At 67.8% G+C, this 17,770-nt stretch carries 10 protein-coding genes and 1 pseudogene; 8 read left to right on the top strand and 3 right to left on the bottom strand.

All coding sequences use genetic code 11. The features are described from left to right. Positions 1 to 284 precede the first annotated feature (284 nt). The 4 genes from BOQ63_RS01295 (at position 285) to BOQ63_RS01280 (ending at position 9,326) form a co-directional block, all read left to right on the top strand. Positions 285 to 506, top strand: coding sequence for an MbtH family protein (locus BOQ63_RS01295; protein WP_072653120.1), 222 nt, complete (start codon positions 285 to 287; stop codon positions 504 to 506). Further along, positions 503 to 2,293, top strand: coding sequence for a non-ribosomal peptide synthetase (locus BOQ63_RS01290; protein ID WP_072653119.1), 1,791 nt, complete (start codon positions 503 to 505; stop codon positions 2,291 to 2,293). Before BOQ63_RS01295 ends, BOQ63_RS01290 begins: the two co-directional genes overlap by 4 nt. 86 nt (positions 2,294 to 2,379) lie before the next feature. Continuing rightward, positions 2,380 to 7,986, top strand: coding sequence for a non-ribosomal peptide synthetase (locus tag BOQ63_RS01285; RefSeq protein WP_072653118.1), 5,607 nt, complete (start codon positions 2,380 to 2,382; stop codon positions 7,984 to 7,986). Beyond that, entirely contained in the window at positions 7,983 to 9,326 is a 1,344-nt protein-coding gene (locus BOQ63_RS01280; protein ID WP_072653117.1) for an allantoate amidohydrolase, read from the top strand. Before BOQ63_RS01285 ends, BOQ63_RS01280 begins: the two co-directional genes overlap by 4 nt. Before the next feature lie 316 nt (positions 9,327 to 9,642). Here the strand turns inward: BOQ63_RS01280 and BOQ63_RS01275 are convergent. After that, positions 9,643 to 10,615: pseudogene (locus BOQ63_RS01275) on the bottom strand (winged helix-turn-helix domain-containing protein). 173 nt (positions 10,616 to 10,788) lie between these two features. Between BOQ63_RS01275 and BOQ63_RS01270 the strand changes: the two are divergent. Both BOQ63_RS01270 and BOQ63_RS01265 read left to right on the top strand, forming a co-directional pair. Beyond that, positions 10,789 to 11,172: a transposase gene (locus tag BOQ63_RS01270; protein WP_072653116.1), complete on the top strand. Its 384-nt coding sequence runs from the start codon at positions 10,789 to 10,791 to the stop codon at positions 11,170 to 11,172. Positions 11,173 to 11,192: 20 nt separating this feature from the next. After that, positions 11,193 to 12,197 carry an IS3 family transposase gene (locus BOQ63_RS01265; protein ID WP_072653115.1) on the top strand — a complete coding sequence of 335 codons (1,005 nt, stop codon included), beginning with the start codon at positions 11,193 to 11,195 and terminating at the stop codon, positions 12,195 to 12,197. Between the two features lie 1,145 nt (positions 12,198 to 13,342). On the opposite strand, the gene BOQ63_RS01260 is transcribed toward BOQ63_RS01265, so the two are convergent. Both BOQ63_RS01260 and BOQ63_RS01255 read right to left on the bottom strand, forming a co-directional pair. After that, on the bottom strand, positions 13,343 to 13,642 hold the full coding sequence (locus BOQ63_RS01260) for a hypothetical protein (protein ID WP_072653114.1): 300 nt from the start codon (positions 13,640 to 13,642) through the stop codon (positions 13,343 to 13,345). A 103-nt stretch (positions 13,643 to 13,745) separates the two neighbouring features. Beyond that, positions 13,746 to 15,056, bottom strand: coding sequence for a M14 family zinc carboxypeptidase (locus BOQ63_RS01255; RefSeq protein WP_072653113.1), 1,311 nt, complete (start codon positions 15,054 to 15,056; stop codon positions 13,746 to 13,748). Positions 15,057 to 15,370: 314 nt separating this feature from the next. Between BOQ63_RS01255 and BOQ63_RS01250 the strand changes: the two genes are divergently transcribed. Both BOQ63_RS01250 and BOQ63_RS01245 read left to right on the top strand, forming a co-directional pair. Next, complete coding sequence (locus BOQ63_RS01250) at positions 15,371 to 16,522, top strand: HesA/MoeB/ThiF family protein (RefSeq protein ID WP_072653112.1); 1,152 nt, start codon at positions 15,371 to 15,373, stop codon at positions 16,520 to 16,522. After that, on the top strand, positions 16,519 to 17,751 hold the full coding sequence (locus BOQ63_RS01245; RefSeq protein WP_072653111.1) for a hypothetical protein: 1,233 nt from the start codon (positions 16,519 to 16,521) through the stop codon (positions 17,749 to 17,751). Before BOQ63_RS01250 ends, BOQ63_RS01245 begins: the two co-directional genes overlap by 4 nt. Positions 17,752 to 17,770 lie beyond the last annotated feature (19 nt).

The raw sequence follows: 17,770 nt of genomic DNA, 5'->3' as shown, positions 1-17,770 counted from the left end.
CGTCCGGTCAGGTCAGCGTGACCTGGATGGATGCCGAACGAATACCGGTCCGATAGCCGAGTCTGCCAGTCTGCCGACCGCGCACCAACGGTTGAGTGTGCCGCCGCGGCTTGGTGGACGAAATGGGCACTTCGCACGGCGTGATCCGTCCGGTGCGTCGTGCAAGGTTTGCCACCACTCGACGACGGTTCTTTGGTTGCCAGTTGGCCCTCGCGCGTGTGGGAAGGGGAATGCGGCGGGCGGTGTCCGTAATTACCGGAGCGATTGGAGAGGAGAGCAGCCCGATGGCTGATAGTGCGCCTAAGGATTCTGTGCAGTACGAAGTCGTGGTGAACGACGAGGGGCAGTATTCGATTTGGTGGGTTGGCCGCGAGCGTCCGGACGGATGGCACGCTGAGGGGAAGCAAGGCACACGGGCTGATTGTCTGGACCATATCGACACGGTCTGGACCGATATGAGGCCCGCATCGGTGCGTGCAGCGCTCGGCGAGGAGTCTCGGAGTTGAGCTCGGTCCTCGAGATGATCCGCGGCGTTGCATCGGCGTCTCCAGATGCGGTAGCGGTCAGCAGCGCGGAAGGGGCGATGACCTACGCAGAGCTCGTCGCGGCCGCGGACACGGTCGCCGCCGCACTGCAGCGAGCGGGAGTCCGTGAGGGTGATGTGGTGGCGATGGCACTGAGCCGTCCGCACCTGCCTGCGGGGGTTCTGGCGATCATGGCGGCAGGCGCCGCGTACCTGCCCGTAGACACCGCAGTGTCCGCCGACATGGTGGGGACGTGGCTGGCCGAGTGCTCCGTTCGAACGGTCCTTTCCGACCGGGAGCCGGACAACATCCCCAGCAGCGGACGGACGCTGGTCCGGTACGACGAAGTACTGCGTAGTGAGGGCGGCGCTGACGCTGAGCGTCACCGGTCTGCCGCCGTGGAGGACGCGCTGGCGTACGTCATCCCGACCTCCGGAACCACACGCCGGCCAAAGCTGGTCGCGGTCGGCCACCGCGGACTCGCGGCACACACGCGTGCACTGCGGGACGCGTGCGAGCTGAAGCCACACGACCGTGCCCTGCAGTTCCACACCATCAACTTTGATGCCGCCGCCGAGGAGATCTACCCGACCCTCGCGGCCGGGGCCACGCTGGTCACGCTCGATGAAGTCCCCGCTCCCCACGAGCTGATCGTGTTCTGCCAGGAGCACCAGATCACTGTGCTGAACTTGCCGACCAGCTACTGGCACCAGCTGGCCGCCGAACACACCGAGTCGCTCACGACGGGCCTGGCAAGCGTACGGTCCGTCGTGATCGGTGGCGAAGGGGCAGTCGCCGAGCTTGCAACCAAGTGGGTCAGGGACGTCCGGATTCCGCTCATCAACAGCTACGGCGTGACCGAGTCCACCATCACGAGCACCTGGTGTCTGGTGGAGGAGGACGATGCCCAGCCCGACGTTCCGATCGGCAGCCCGATCGACGGCACGACGACGCGCATCTTGGACGACGACCTGAACCCGACGGCCACCGGCAGTGCCGGCGAACTGTGCATTGGTGGCGTCGGCGTCGCATGGGGATATCTCGGCGAGGCCGGCCTCACAGCAGACAAGTTCAGGCCAGACCCGTACGCGTCCACACCTGGCGGCCGCCTCTACCGAACCGGTGACGTTTGTACCGAGGAGCACAATGGCCGCATCTTCTTCAGGGGCCGACGAGACCTTGAGGTGAAGGTACGTGGGTACCGCATAGACCTCAGCTCCATCGAGGCCGAGCTGACGTCGCTCCCAGGCGTGATCGGGGCGGCTGCCGTCCAGTCGGCGAAGACGGAGGGGCAGCTCCTCGCCTACCTGGTGACCGATCCGGCACCGGGCAACCAGGTGGACGCCGACGGTGCCCGGAGGCACTTGGAGGGACGGCTGCCGTCCTGGTCTGTCCCGCACGTCTTCCGATTCCTGACTTCCTTCCCTCTGACATCGCACGGCAAGGTTGACCGGGCCGCGCTGGCCGCTCGCGACGCGGAGAGTGCGCTGGCGGCGGCGCAGCCGGTAGTGCCGACCAAGGTGGCCCCGGAGTCGACAGCGGCCACCGTGAGCGGGATTTGGTCCGATGTGCTCGGGGTTCCCGACGTCACAATGGAGACCAACTTTTTCGAGGCTGGCGGACATTCGCTGCTGGCGTTCCGGATCCTGAGCAACATCCGTCGGCAACTTGCCGTCGACGTCCCGGCGAAGACGCTGTTCGACACACCGAAGCTCGGCGAGTTCACCGCGGAGGTGGAAGCCCTCCTCGTCGAAACGGAGCGGACGTGACGGCGCTGATGAGTCGGGCCAGGCCCTCAACCCGCTGGCCTGGTGCTCCCCGACACCGCGACCTCGAACTGAGGAGGTACTGACGAATGCAACCCGATCCGGTGCACAGGATTGCCCTGAGCGACGCGCAGACGCGGATGTGGATCAGCCAGCGAGCCGAACCCGACAACCCGGGCTGGAACATGGCCTTCGGTTGGCGGCTGGAGGGTGGGCTCGATACAGTCGCACTTCGCGAGGCGCTCGAGCGGTTGGTCGAGCGGCACGAGGTGTTGAGGCAGCGGTTCGCAGAGGTAGACGGCTCTCCAACGGCGCTGTCCGGCAGCGAAACGCTGCTGGACTTGGTCGAGCATGACCTCGCGACCGTACCGGACGACGACATCCACGACCGCACCCGTGCACTGCTGGATGAGGCAACGAACCGAGTGTTCGACCTCAGCGCGGGCCCGCCCATGCGTTTGCTGGTCGTTCGTGAGCGGCCCTCGACGCATGTGCTCTACATAGTCGTGCACCATATCGCCTTCGACGGGCAGTCACAGGAGATCTTCACCCGCGACCTGTCGCGCCTGTACGTCACGGTACAGTCCGGCGCTGCGGGGCCCGCGCCGCTCGAGTCCTCCTACGCCGAGTACGCCGTAGCGGAACGCTCCGACTCCACCCGGGTCCAGGCCGTGGAGCACTGGACAGACGTGTTGCGTGGGGTTGAGCCGGCGGAGCTACCGATGGACTATCCGCCGTCGGTGGGCGGCGCGACGATGGGTACGCACTCGATCTCCATATCCCCGAAGACCTCTGACGCACTGCGGTCGATGGCCAGTGAGCAGCGCAGCACGCTGTTCATGGTTGCTCTGGCCGGGTTGGAGGTGACACTCTCCCGCTTCACGGGAGCGGCTGACGTCATCGTCGGTACACCGGTCGGGACACGGGACCGGACCGATCTGGACGAAGTCATCGGGCTCTTCTTCAACCCGGTGCTCATTCCGGGGAGAGTCGACCAGAACCTACGGGTCGCGGCATTCCTGGAGGCCGTGCGTGACGCCACGCTGGATGCATTTCAGTACGCTAACGCCCCCTTCAACGACGTGATTGCCGCGCTTAACCCCCGGCGTAGCAATGACGGTTCGGCGCCGCTGTTCCAGAGCTGGTTCGAGATCGAGCAGGATAACGGCGCTGGCCTCCTTGCGCTGCCCGGCATCGAGGCGACGCCCGTTGCAGACGGTCGTCCGGCGCTGCGATCCGACCTGGACGTCACGGTCCAGGTGCGCGACACGGGGCTCGTCGCGCGGTTCAACTACCGTTCCGACAAGTTCCGCCTGGAGTCGGTGGAGCGTATCGGCGCGGTCTTCGCCCAGGTCCTGGAGTCGATGGCGCGCCATCAGGACATGACTATCGGCGAGTTGGGGCGGATGGACTGGCTCCGCGATCCGCGGATGCGTGAGATCTGTGTCGGCGAAGCGCGGGAGGTGGGCTCCGACCTGCTCTCCGACATTTTCCGCGGCTCGGAGGAGTACCCAGACCGGCTTGCGGTTGTCCAGGGTGATGTCGGCCTGAGCTACCGTGAGCTGCTGGACAAATCCCGGGGTGTGGCCGACATCCTGCTCAGGCGCGGGCTCGGCGCCGAGGACGTAGTAGCGATCTACATGGCTCGCAGGCCCGAGATGCTTCCGGCCATGCTCGGCACGATGCTGGCGGGGTGTGCCTACCTCCCGCTCGACCCGGATTTGCCCAGCGAACGGCTGACCACCATTGTCGAGGACGCCGCGCCGCGAGTGATCATCACCGATCGTTCGGACGGGTCGGTCTCGGCCTGGGCACAGCACACGGTGCTGGTCAGTGAGGTGCTGGGCGCCGACCGCACCTTGGATGACTACCCGGGGATGAGCGTCGAGGGCGCCCATCTAGCCTACGTCATGTACACGTCTGGCTCGACAGGCAAGCCCAAGGGCGTAATGATCGAGCGCGCCGGCCTGACGAACTTCGTGCACTGGTGTGCCCGTGGGTACGACAGTTGGCAAGGGAACGGCGCCCCGGTCTTCACCTCGGTCGCCTTCGATGCCGTGATCCCGAACCTCTTCGGCCCGCTTCTGTTCGGGGAGGCGGTCCACATGATGCCGGCGGTCACAGATCTCGGTGATCTCGGTGACGAGCTGGTGCGCGGCGGACCATACAACTACATCAAGCTGACACCGCAACACCTCGACGTATTGGCGACCCAATTGTCTGCCGCAGAGGCCTCTGCCCTCTGCGGCCGCCTGGTGGTCGGGGCGGACCGCTTCTCGCGGTCGACGCTTGAGCGCTGGCGAGCGCTCGACCCGGACACCCCGATTCTCAACGAATATGGGCCGACCGAGATCACTGTGGCGAACTCTACGTACGAGGTGGACGGCGCCATCGACGCCGAAGTGCTGCCCATCGGCCGGCCCATCCCAGGGACGAGCATGTGGATCCTCGACGAGGATCTCCGGCCCGTTCCTCCGGGAGGGGTCGGCGAGATCTGTATCGGGGGAGTGGGTGTCGCTCGTGGCTACCTGCATCGTCCGAGTGCCACGGCGGGGGTCTTCGTCCCCGATCCGCTGTCACCGGACAGTGGTGCTCGGATCTACCGGACTGGCGACTACGGGCGGGTCGGCCCAGACGGACAGTTCGAGTTCCGCGGTCGACGCGATCATCAGGTCAAGGTCCGTGGATTCCGTATCGAGCCGGCTGAGGTCGAGCACGCCCTGACCTCAGAGGATGAGGTGGCTGCCGCACACGTCACAGGCCACACGTCCCGTGACGGCACCACCGAGCTCATCGCCTACATTGTCACAGATCGCCCGATCGAGGACCGCGATCTCAGGCGTCGCCTGCGTGACAGCCTCCCGCACTATCAGGTGCCGAGCCGATTTCTGCGTGTGCCAGAGATCCCGTTGACGCCGCACGGCAAGGTCGAGACCAGCAGGCTGCCGGATCCCGCCCTGCCCAGTGGTGACGTCGGCAGGGCCGAGGCAAGCCGCGACGCCGTGACCACACCGCTCCAACGGATCTGGGCCGATGTCCTCGATGTAGACGATGTTCAGCCGCACGACAACTTCTTCGAGCTGGGTGGCCACTCGTTGCTCGCGCTGAAGCTGATCGTTCGGGTCGAGGAAGCAACGGGGAAGAAGATCACCCTGCGCGAGGTGTTCGAGTCGCCGACCGTTGCCGAAATGGCCGCCGCACTCGGCCGGGAACAGGACTCAGTGAGAGAGGAACCCGAGGTCAGTGCGGCTGGTCCGGAGGGCGTCCATCCGCTCACCCCGGACCAGACTCGCATCCTCTTCGCTCAGGAGGCTTCAGGGTCGGCCACCCAGTACAACATCGTCAGCGCATGGACGCTTTCTGGACCGCTGGACGTTCACGTCCTCGACCAGGCGGTCCGGCTCCTAGTCGCCCGGCACGCGGCGCTGCGGACCCGGATCGAGCCGGGTGACGGCGCGTTTGTGCAGGTGGTGGGCCCGACGCAGGAGACCGACATCCGCCACGTCGACCTCACCTCCAGGGACGGCGAGGCGGCGCGGCGCCGTCTCCGGCGGCTTGTCGAGGAGCTGGACCGGGTTGAGTTTGCCCTGGGCCGTTCCTTGGTCCGGATCCGGTTGGTCCGGCTGGCCCCGACCGAACACGCTGTCGTCATGGCTGGCCATCACATGCTGCTTGACGGCTGGTCGATGGGGTTGCTCCTCCGAGACCTGGGAGAGCTGTACACCGCTCTAAGCGAGGGGCGCGACGCTGACCTCCCCGCCCTGAGGGTTAGCTTTCCCGGACTCGCCGCAGGTGGTCCCCCGGACCATGCACCCGCGGCGTCGCCCGCACCGTTGCGGGCAGCAGTGGCCGAACCCGTGGTCCTGCCGACAGACCGCCCTCGCCGCGCGGACGAGCCATCGGCTGGCGAGGTCGTACGCGGGCTGATACCAGCCCGTTGCTGGGAGGGGGTGCGGAAGGTTGCGAGGGCACGCGGAACGACACCGTTCGTCGTTCTCCTCGCGTGTGCGCAGGTGGTGATCGCCGAGTACTCCTCGACAGAGTCCTTCAGCTTCGGCTTCTCCGACGCCGGCCGCGACGACCCGCGGGTTCTCGATGTTGTGGGGCCGTTCTTCAAGCATGCGGTTGGTGTGGCCGACCTGCGTGGTGAGCCGACACTCACCGAGCTGATCGGCAGGGTTGCCGCCGGTATGTCGGACACTCGTGCTCGACTCGCGGACACGGCGGAGCGAAGCGGCCCGGCCCCCGCTCAGAGCGTGTGGTTCGAGATGGAGCCGGAGGAAGGTGCGAGCAGCTTCCCGGCGGCCCTCACGGTGGCCGAGTTCGTGCTGCCCACTGTGGAGGTGAAGAACGATCTGGTCTTCAGCCTGCGCGAGTGCCAGGCGGGCGTCGAGGTGAGCGTGGCGTACCGCGCGAGCCTGTTCGAGCAACGTACGGCCGAAGCACTCCGGGATCGGTTCATCCGGCTGGCCGACGTAGTCGAGTCGTTCACCGACCGTCGGATCTCCGAGCTGACGCGTGAGGCTCTGCCGAGCACGTCAGAGCCCGGTCAGGGCGTCGAGGGCCAGGGTGACAGCCCGGCAGACGTCTTGGTCGAGCTCGCGGCCGACCTACTGAATGTGCGCTCCGTCTCGGCGGTGGACAACTTCTTCGACCTGGGTGGCGACTCGGTCAAGGCGGTCGCCTACGTCGCCAGGGCCGCGCAGCGGGGATTCAACTTGACGGTTCGTGACCTGGTGGGGCGTGCGTCGTTCGCAGAGCTGGCTGCTGAGTCGCCGACGCGTACTGCTTCGCCGGCTACGGCGAAGTCTGCGCAGCCGAGCAGCCTCGTGGAACTGCGAGCACCCATTGGGGGTCGACGTCTGATCTGCATCCAGCCGAGTGGTGGAACCGTGCCCTGGTACTTCACGCTCGCCGAGGTGCTGCCCGACGGGGCTGGCCTGTCGGCCTTCGTGGCGCTGGAGGACCGATGGCTCGGTGAGACCCAGGTCTCGGTCGAGCAGATGGCCGAGACCTTCGCGGACGAGCTCTGTCGGGAGCTGGAAGGTACTCCGTTCACCATCCTGGGTTGGTCGGCGAGCGGGGTCTGGGCCGTCGAGCTGGCGCGCCAGCTCCGGGCCCGGAACGTCCCTGTCGAGTCGCTGGTCCTAGTTGAGCCCGCCCTGCCGGACGTGGCCGGACGAGCGGCGATCCGCCGGGCTTGGAGCGACTTCAGCCAGGCGGCTGACCTGGTCGACGAGCTCCACCAGGACGGCATCTCGACACATGATCGGACCCTGCTGCGCAAGCAGCTCGAAGACCTCGTCGCGAGCTCGGACGTGCTGGCCGCCTCGGTTCCGGAGCTGACCTCGTCCGGTCCGTTGCGGATGTCCGCGGCCATCGAGCTGGCACAGCTGTCCTACACGCTCCGGCCGTACGAGGGAACGGCGGAGCTGGTCGTCAGTGCCGAGGTGACTGGCGCGGGGCCGGCCCGCCCGTCCAAGGTCGCTGGCACCTCCCACTCCGCCTATCTCGAGCGCTGGCGCGCTGCGTTCCCCACCGGCGCGCTGAACGTGCACCGGGTCGGCGGCGGGCACATGTCGATGATTCAGGAGAAGGAACATGCGGCAGAGATCGCGGGGATCGTGGCTCGGCTCTGGGGATCGGATATGAACGACGCGCTCCCGCAAGGTGATTCGACGGAGGAGGCGGAATGATCGGTGCCCGGACAGTCCTGGACCGCTGTACTGAACTGGCGCGCATCACGGCGGACGCGCCACGCATCGAACGCGTCTACCTCTCCGCCGAGCACGCCGCCGCCAACACGCTCGTGGCCGAGTGGATGGAACGGGCAGGGCTGCGGACCTGGCAAGATGCGGCAGGGAACCTGTGTGGGCGCCGGGAGGGCCGCATTGACGGGTTGCCCGCACTCATGATCGGTTCCCACCTCGACACCGTCCCCGACGCTGGTGCGTATGATGGGCCGCTGGGCGTGCTGATGGCCATCGCAGTCGCGGAACGGCTTCGTGACCACCACCTGCCGTTCGCGCTCGAGGTGATCGCCTTCAACGATGAGGAAGGTAGCCGGTTCGGCACCGCACTCCTGGGCAGCCAGGCGGTCGCCGGTAGGTGGCAGGACCACTGGTGGGACCAGAAAGGGCGCGACGGACTCACACTGCGCCGCGCGTTCACTGACTTTGGTCTGGATCCGGGGCGGGTGAGCGAGGCTGCGCGCACGCCTGCTGAACTTGTCGGCTATCTCGAGGCGCACATCGAGCAGGGGCCGTACCTCGAGGCCGAGGATCGCTCCCTTGGCTTAGTCTCCGCTATCGCCGGAGCACGACGATTCCGGTTAAGCATTCTCGGTGAGGCTGGGCACGCCGGAGGGACGCCTTACCCGCGTCGCCGGGACGCTCTGGTGAGCGCTTGTGAAGCGATCACGATGATCGAACGAGTGGCCCGTGAGAGCGGTGAGAACGGGTGCATCGCGACGGTTGGACAGATCCAGGTCCAGCCGGGTGCGGTCAACGTGATCCCGGGGCAAGCCGACTTCACGCTCGACCTACGCGCCGCGACAGACGTGCAACGGGACGCGATGTGGGACGGCATCCGTGTGGAGATCGAGCGGATGTGTTCGAGCCGAGGGACACGCCTGGAGGTGTTCGAGACACACTCAGCCCCCGCATGTGAATGTGCCTCGTGGCTGCGCGATGCCATTGCGACCGGCATTCGCAGGACCGGCGATGACGATCCGCGGAGTCTATGGAGCAAGGCTGGCCACGATGCGATGGCGATGGGAGCGATCTGTGACGTTGCGATGCTGTTCATCCGGTGTCGGGAGGGCGTAAGCCATCATCCCGCCGAGGACGTCCGCGAGATAGACGTTGTGCGCGGTATCGACGCGTATGAGCAGACGGTCCTGGAGATCGCGCGTCTCTACGACGTGAGAGACGGGGCTGGCGCGGCTGCCGGCCGGACAGACGTGCGATCGGGTGCTGTGCCTGCTTTGGCAGGACCCGCTGACTTGCGCGTTCGGACCGGGCGCGAAGGCCAGTAGGGTCGGCTGGCGATCCACCTGGTGATGTTCGGTGGGTGGTTGTGAACACATGTCGTTCGGGTACGACGCCACCCAGTTCCGCATTCGCAGCGGTCCCGTGGTGAGGCTGGAGAACCGACCAGCTTGGCTTGTGGCCGCACTACTACTGTAAGCGGAAAGAGTAGGCGCCGCCGAGAGCCTCGGCGGTGCCCGGAGGGCTCCCCCTCCCGGAGCCGCCGCGCTCCAGCATGGCCGACTGCACCTGTGAGATCGTGCTCGCCGAGACCCCTGGGACGCGGGCGCGAGACCTGTGGAAGGACATACTGACTTCGGCGCTTCAAGGTGATGGCGGTGGGAGGTCGAGGGAGAGTCCGGTCCCGGCGAGGAAGCCGTCGAGGACGTCGGGGCGGTACTGGAGCCGTTTGAGCCGGTTGCGGACGAGCATGGCGAGTCGGTCCAGAGCGACGCTGGCGAGGTTCGCCAGGCTGCGCTTGACGTGGGCCCATAGGTACTCGACCGCGTTCAGCTCGGGCGCGTATGCGGGCAGGATGAACACCGTCAGCCAGTCCCGCGCGTTGATCAGGTCGCGCATGGCATGGGAGACGTGGGTGTTGAGCCGGTCCCAGACCAGCACGATCGGCGCCTTGACCAGCTGGTGGACCCCGTCTATCAGCCCGATGTAGTCGCGCTCGGACAGGCTGCGGCGCTCGCCCTTGCGCCCGGTATGGCGCCGCAGCCGGTGACACAGCCGGGTCCGCGAGCCCGGCCGCATCGCGATCAGCCCGGCGACCGACACCCGTCCGGAGCCCCGGCCGCCCGGGCGCTTTTACCTCCGCCCAGGTCACCTCCATCCACGCGGACACCGCCTGCTCGTCGCGTTCCGCGGCACGCCGCGCGGGAACCTGCGGGGTGAAGCCGAGTCGGTGCATCAGGCGGGTGGCTCCCGAGACGCTGTAAGTGACGTGGAACTTCCGCCCGATCAGCGTCGCCACCCGCGCGCCGGTCCACACCTGGTCCTCGTCCCAGCCATGCACGGCCGGCCCCTGCTCCAGGTACTCGGCCAGCTTCACCCGGCACCGCGCCGACAGCTTGCATCGCTGCCCACCCGGTCCCCGTGAAGCCAGCGCACCGGCCCCGCCCTCACGCCAGGCCTGGTGCCACTGATAGGCCGACTTCGCGCTCACCCGCAACCTGCGGGCAACCTCCATCGGTGGGACGCCTTCGTCGAACAACGCAGCGGCCTCCAGCCGCACCGTCTCGCGGCGCTGACGTGCCTTCGCCGTCAGCCCGCCCCCATCCGCATAGCGCATACCAACGGCATAGCGCGCACATGGCCGTCAGTCAGCCACACAAACAGGCCAATCACCTCGAAGTGCCAACGTCAGTAAGCGCGGCCGCCTGAACCCCTCTCTGTCAGCCTTGGGTGAGACATCCCGCTTTGTCGGGTTAGCCTGAGAGGGCCCGAGTAGGAGTTCCACCCCTGATGACCAGCAGCAATCCGTCCGCAGCCGACCCGGCTCCCCGGCCGAAGCGCCGCACGTTCAGCCCCGAGTACAAGCTGCGGATCGTCGCCGAGTACGACGCCGCGCCCGAGGGCGAGAAAGGCGCGGTCCTGCGCCGCGAGCGCCTGTACCATTCGCACGTCACCGAGTGGCGGGCCGCGCGGGACGCCGGGGCCCTGGAGAACCTGGTCGACCGCCGCACGAGCCCGGCCCGCCCGAAGAAGTCCGCCACCGAGGTCGAGAACGAGAAGCTGCGTCGGCAGGTGGAACGACTGGAGAAGGAACTCGCCCGGAACAAGGCCGCGCTGGAGGTCCTGGGAAAAGCGTCGGCGCTCTTGGAAATGATCTCCGAGGGCGCGGACTGAACCACGCCGCCGACCCGGTCGTGGACGAGGCGTTCGCCGGCCTCGAACACGAGCTGGGCATCACGGCAGCGTGCCGGCTGACCGGCCGCTCCCGGGCCACCCACTACCGCAAGCTGAAACCGCCACCCGTGCGCGGGCCCAGGTCGTCCCAGGTCCAGCCGTCGGCCCTGACGGCCGAAGAGCGTGACGCGGTACTGGAGTTGATGAACAGCCCCGAGTACGCCGAGCTGCCACCAGCACAGATCTGGGCCCGCGAGCTGGATACCGGGCGCTACCACTGCTCGGTCTCCACGATGTACCGGATCCTGCGCGAGCGCGGGCAGTCGGGCGAGCGCCGCCGCCAGGCCACCCACCCGGCCAAGACGGTGCCCGAACTGGTCGCCGACGGCCCCTCCCAGGTGTTCACCTGGGACATCACCAAAGCCGCCGGCCCCAGGAAGGGCATCTGGTACCACGCCTACGTCGTCATCGACATCTTCAGCCGCTACATCGTCGGCCACACCGTCGAACTGGCCGAGTCGGCCGAGCGGGCGGAGGAGTTGATCCGCGAGACCATCGCGCGCAACGGCATCGTCCCCGAGACCGTGCATGCCGACCGGGGCACCTCGATGACGTCGAAGAAGGTCTCCCAGCTGCTGATCGATCTCGGCGTCACCAGGAGTCACTCACGCCCCAAGGTCTCCAACGACAACCCCTACAGCGAGGCCCAGTTCAAGACCACCAAGTACATGTCCGACTATCCCGAACGGTTCGATTCCCTGGCCCACGCCCGCGAATGGTTCGACGCCTTCATCTCGTACTACAACCACGAGCACCGGCACTCGGGCATCGGACTTCACACGCCCGCCAGCGTCCACTTCGGCACCGCCGAACAGGTCCGCGACCAGCGGGCCGTCACCCTCGCCGAGGCCTACGCACGGCATCCCGAACGCTTCGGCCGCCACCCCCGACCACCCGAGATCCCGAAGACGGCATGGATCAACGACCCAGCCAAGCGCAGGGAACCCGCACCACAAACCTCATAGCGTCACGACCGTCTCACTTGACTTGAAATCTTCCGAACTGCCCGGCGGCCCAGGCATAGCGCGCTATGCCCTGGTGCAGGTGCCGCAGTCGGCGGCCCAGCCTGAATTGGCTTACCACAACGAGTCGGTGGTGAACCCGCCCCAGTTCGTGTCGCCGGCAAGGTCCCACGTCGAGTCCGCCCGGCAGCCCCAGATCGTGTCCGGAGTCGCACCCCACACTGAGTCCCTGCGCTCGCGAGCCATGGCAACCTCCCAGGTAGTTCGTGATCGGGGCGCCCACTCTAGGCACCGCGGGTCAGATACGTCACTACCTATGCGGCGGTGGCTCGGGGAGCAATCGGGAACGGCGGCCAAGGGCGAAACCCCATAGGCGCCCCGTGCGGGCGCGGGCGCGGACTAGCAGCCGGTCGGGAGCAGCTCGTTGTCCAAGACGTCGGCCGCCCGTTCCGCGAGTGTGCGCCAAGCCCCCGCTGGGTCGATGGTCAGGAGCGGCGGTCGGCCGAGGCCTCCGGGTACCTCCTGCACATCTCAACGCCCCAGGTGTCGGCGGGCGCCGGAGAGCCGGGTCCTGTTCCCTGGCTGGCCCTACCCGTAGGTGCGGGCGTTCTCGTCCAGGCGCCGCAGCGCATGGCCTCGTACGGGACGTCCAGGTGCCGTCCTTGGGATCGAAGCGCACCGTCGGTTCGCGTGCCGGGTCTTCGTCGGGGGTGACCGCGGTCACCACGGCCCGTTACTCCCGGACGAGGTCCTGTTCCAGGTACCAGACGTCGCGGCGGCCCGCTTGCCTGTTGAGGGCTGGAGTTCCCGAGGCAGGGCTGTCAGCCAGGTCTGGTCGACCGTGCGTGTGCGGGCAGGTGTCCGGGTGGGGGCGCGGCCGTCCCACCCTTTTCAGCGCTCGCGTGCCGCTGGCAAGACGAGGGCGCACGGTGCGGCCCACAGCGGGATCACCTTGATGGCGGCAGCAGACCCGTACGGGTAGTTCTTGGCGGTGCGACCGGCGGCAGTGACCGGGCGGCCCGTTCGAACACGAGCGGCCACGGTGTTCACAGAAGTCATGGAGGCAACGTATCCGCCGCCACCGACACTGACAGTCGTAAAGTCCTCAACGACAGTATCCTCCTTGCCCGCCTGCGGAGCGTGCGGTCTCATCCGTCGCGGCCCGGGGTACTGACTATGGCCGATTTGGGCCGGCGGAGCGCGCCGGTCTTCCGCTTGGCGGGAAAGCTCTTCGATCGGAGGGCGTCGGCCAGTTGGGCGCGCAGCCGGTGGATCGGGACGGTGGCGCCGAGGCAGGTCAGGAACTCCTCGCCACCCCAGCCGATCCAGGCACCCTGGCGGGACAGATAGAGGCCGACCTGACGGATCGCGAACGTGTCCGAGTAGTCGAGCAGGAGGTAGCCGGCGAGCTGGTGGAGTTCGCGCACGCCGAGCCGGTCGGGGCGCACAGTGCACTTGTAGTCGAGCAGATCACCGTCGTAGACGACGTCGGCGTCCGCGTTGCCGCCGTTGGGCTGTGGAACAGCTCCCCGGATGCTGCCCAGGGCGGATCTACGCGACGTGCAGACTCGCTTCCACGGCGGCCAGAACGGTGTTGGCCTGATGGACGGACTGGTGCGCAACCGGGATCCAGGTGGGCTCGAACCGCTTCTCGTAATGGGCACACCAGTCGTGCAGCAGGATGTCGAGCTGCTGGGCCGAGCCAGCGTCGTCGGGCGTGAGGGCGCGGCGTAGCAGGGCGGCGGTGCGGATGGGGAGGCGGTGTGCCCACAGTTCGATGCCTTCGAGGCGTGCTGGGGTCATGAGGCCGGAGTGCAGGAGACGTTTGCCGTCGCCGTTGGGGTCCCATTGGTCGGCCAGCTGGCTCATGGCGGTCAGGGGGGTGTGGGCGGCGCGGAGCAGGGGTGTGTCCGCGAGGTGAGGGCGGATGGTGTCGAACAGGGTGGTGATTTGGCGTGCGCGGTCTCGGAGGTGGTCTGAGCAGGTGGTGAGGTGGATACGGGGGTCTGCGGCGCCCTGGCTGTTGGGTCGGGAGGCCCAGACCGGGACTTCGATGATGAGGGTGTCGCCGCCGTGGCGCTGAGGGGCGAACCAGGTGGTGGCCGCGACACCTGCGGCTGGTTCCTCGTCGCCGGTTGGTGCGGTCAGCATTCCGGTCGTGCTCTCCTGCCGGTCGATGTCGCCGGCGTTCATCGTGAAGACCCCAGGGCCTGGTTCCTGGAGCCAGAAGGTGTCGAAGGAACCGGAGTCGACGGGGATGCCGAGAGCGGCGGCGGACTTGGCGAACGGTTCGGCAAGGCCGGGCAGGTGGCAGGTGGCCTGAACGAAGGTGCCGCCGATGTCCGTGCTGTGGAGGGAGAACTGCAGGCGGGGGCGGAGCTCATCGATCAGGTCGAGGAGGATGCGGCTCTCGGGCAGATCAGCGCCGATGGCCGGGGCCCATTCCGGCTGCTCCTCGGCGGCGGGGCGGTAGAACGTGGCGAAGTACTGCGGCAGGGTGCGGGCGTGGCGGCTGTCCTCGGCGATGTGGGCGCCGTCCGGGTCGAGGCAGAGCAGGAAGTTCCAGGTGACGGTGTGCTGGGCCGGCTGGGCGAGGATCCGGTGGGCGAGTTCCAGCACGGTCGCGCGGCTGGAGAACTCGTCTGCGTGCGCTCCGGAGACGACCAGGGCGTGCTCCTTGGCGTGGCCGATGGTCAGCAGCAGCAGGGGACGGCCACCGCGCGACGTGCCGAGGGTGCGCACTCGGCACATGTTCGGATGGCGGGCGGCGAGCTGGTGCGCCGCGTCGGCGAGGTCGTGCAACGCGGGGTAGCGGTCGTCGAGCACTGCCTGGCCCGCGGCGGTCGAGGCGTCGGTGAACATGGTCCTCCCCATAGCTATGCGCCTGCCCTCTGGTGGGCGTCCATGCGAAGGGGCGGTCGTCGGCACACGCCGACAACCGCCCCGACCGGGACGGAGGCGCTAGCTACGCCCGTCCCGGCTTGCTGGTCAGCCCCCGCTGGGGCCGCTCACCGCGGTGGTCTTCTTCTTGTCGAGCGGCCGGATCACGATCTTCATGCCGTCCCCCCAATCTTGGGTTCGAAGAGAATCAGCCGTGGATGCACGGTTGACTGAATGTCAGTACGTCATATGTGATTCGTGGGCGTCAAGCGGTTTGAGGGGAACGGGGGGTTTCCATGCTGGGGCGTCCACGAGTCAAGCCGGAGCATTCCGGATATCAGGCGCAGGACGGGACAGTTCGACTGGGGAGCGTCGTCTACGGGATCGGGGTGGAAATCGATGACCCTGAGGGCTGGGTGTGGACGCTGGTAGATGCCATGGACGGCACACGCTCGGTGCCCGAGCTGGCCGACCTCGTGAGTACGTCGCACCCGCAGGTCACGCGAGCCGACGTCACCCAGGCCGTAACGGATCTGTACGAGGCCGGCCATCTCGATGACGGTGCCGCTGCGGGCCCGGATCTCTCTGCTCGGCAGAAAGAGCGCTACAGCCGGGGTGTGCCGCTGCTGCGCTGGCTCGACCGCAGTCCCCGGCCCAGCGCCTGGCAAATGCAGGAGCAACTGGGCCAGGCGCGGGTGCTGTTGGTGGGACTGGGCGGCACGGGTGGCTACGCGGCGCAGGCTCTGGTCGCCTCCGGGATCGGGCACCTGCACTGCGTCGACCCGGACACCGTCAGCCTGTCGAACCTCAACCGGCAGCCGCTGTACCGGGAGAGGGATATCGGCCAGTACAAGGCGGAGGTTGCGGCGACGGACCTCGCATCCCTGAACTCCGACGTCGAAGTCACCTGCGAGCGGCGCCTGGTGGAGGGCCCCGAGGACATCGCGGACCTGCTCCGATCCGGAGCCGGCCCGTACGACCTGCTGCTGATGTGCGCCGACAACCCGCCGGAGATCCGCCGGTGGGCCAACGAAGTGTGCCTGCGCACCGGAACGGCGTGGGTTGACGGCGGCTACCGCGGGCCGGTCGCGACGGCCGGTGTCCACGTGCCCGCAACGGGGGGCTGCTGGGAGTGCATACGCACTGCAGAGATCCGGCGCCGCGAACTCGGGCTGTCCCCGGGGGAGGACCCGGCGGTCGCCTCGCCGCGCCGGCCTTGGAATCCGGTGACCGCGGTCACCGCCGGACTGTCCGGCCTCCTGGTGGCCCACGCCGCCCTCTCGCTACTGACCGGTGCCCCACCGATGGAGCCAGGCACCATGTTCGGCATCAACCTGGGAGCCCTGCACGACCCGGTGCTGCTGCACTCCGGCCGCCTGCCCGACTGCCCGGCCTGCGGCACCAGTGCGAAGTCCCTGCCACAGCCGTCCGACGGTGACGACAGGTGAGTGACCTGCCTTCACTACCGCCGATCACCGGCTCCAGCCGGGTGCGCCTGCATGAGCTTCAGAGCCGTCCCCACGGCGATGCCGTGATCGTCGGCCGTCTCGCCACTGGCGATGTGGTGGAGCTGCCCCCGGTGGGAGCGCACATCATCGGGCACCTCAGCCAGCACCTCACGGTAGCCGAGACCGCTCGACGCGTCGCTCACGAGACAGGCGAGGACGTCGACACCAAAGACGTTGCCGATTTCGTCACCGACCTGACCGATCTCGGCTTCGTCGCAAGCGTCGACGACGTCGACGTGCCAGGCCCTGCACCCCGACGCCCAGCATTTGCCTGGATCACTCCGAAGCGCGCCGCGTGGTCGCTCAGTCCGCTCCTGCCATGGGCCGTGGGCATCCTCGCCATCACGACGGTCGTCGCCGTTGCCCACGACTCCAGCCTGATGCCCGGGTACCACAGCGTGCTGTGGAGCCCGCACGGCAGCCTGGTACTCCTCGTCGGGTTCGGCGTCGGCTGGCCGCTGGTGTTCCTGCACGAGCTTGCTCACCTCGTCACGGCCCGCGCCAGCGGTGTTCCGGCCAGAGTCGAACTCGGCACCCGCCTGCAGTTCCTCGTGGCCCAGACCGACATGAGCGGCATCGAACTCGCACCCCGCCGCCACCGGCTCACCGCCTACCTGTCCGGCATGGCCGTCAACCTCGCGGTGGCCTGTCTCTGCCTCCTTGCCGCCGCCGGGCCCTGGTCCTCCCAGCGCCCGGCTCTGCAGCTCCTGGCCCTCCTGTCGCTGCTACCGCTCGCGTGGCAGTTCTTGATCTTCATGCGCACTGACGTCTACTTCGTCCTCCAAGACCTCACCGAGACTGCGGACCTGTACGGCGACGGCCTCGCCTACACCCGCTACCTCGCCCACCGGGTCATCCCCCTGCATCGCAGCGCGCCGCCGGACCCGACCTCGGACCTGCCCGCGGCCCAGCGCCGCGTCGTACAGCTCTACACCGCCGTTCTTGTGACAGGCACGGCGCTGTGCCTCGCCGCCCTGGCGTCGGTCACGGCGCCCGCAGACCTGGCTCTCCTCGTCCGCGCCGCACACCGGGTCGGCCCAGACCACTCCCTGGTCGAACGCCTGGATGGTGCGACCGTACTGATCATCCTCGGTGGCTCCCAAGCCCTCTGGGCGAGGACCAAATGGCGGTACGCGCGGCACCGACGCAGGAACCGTCGAGGTGACTGACCGGTCAGCCACTGGACGT

The organism is Streptomyces viridifaciens (assembly GCF_001888885.2).
Taxonomy (GTDB): Bacteria; Actinomycetota; Actinomycetes; order Streptomycetales; family Streptomycetaceae; genus Kitasatospora; species Kitasatospora aureofaciens.
Note: the sequence above shows the minus strand (reverse complement) of the source record. Positions and strands in the feature narration are given on the sequence as shown.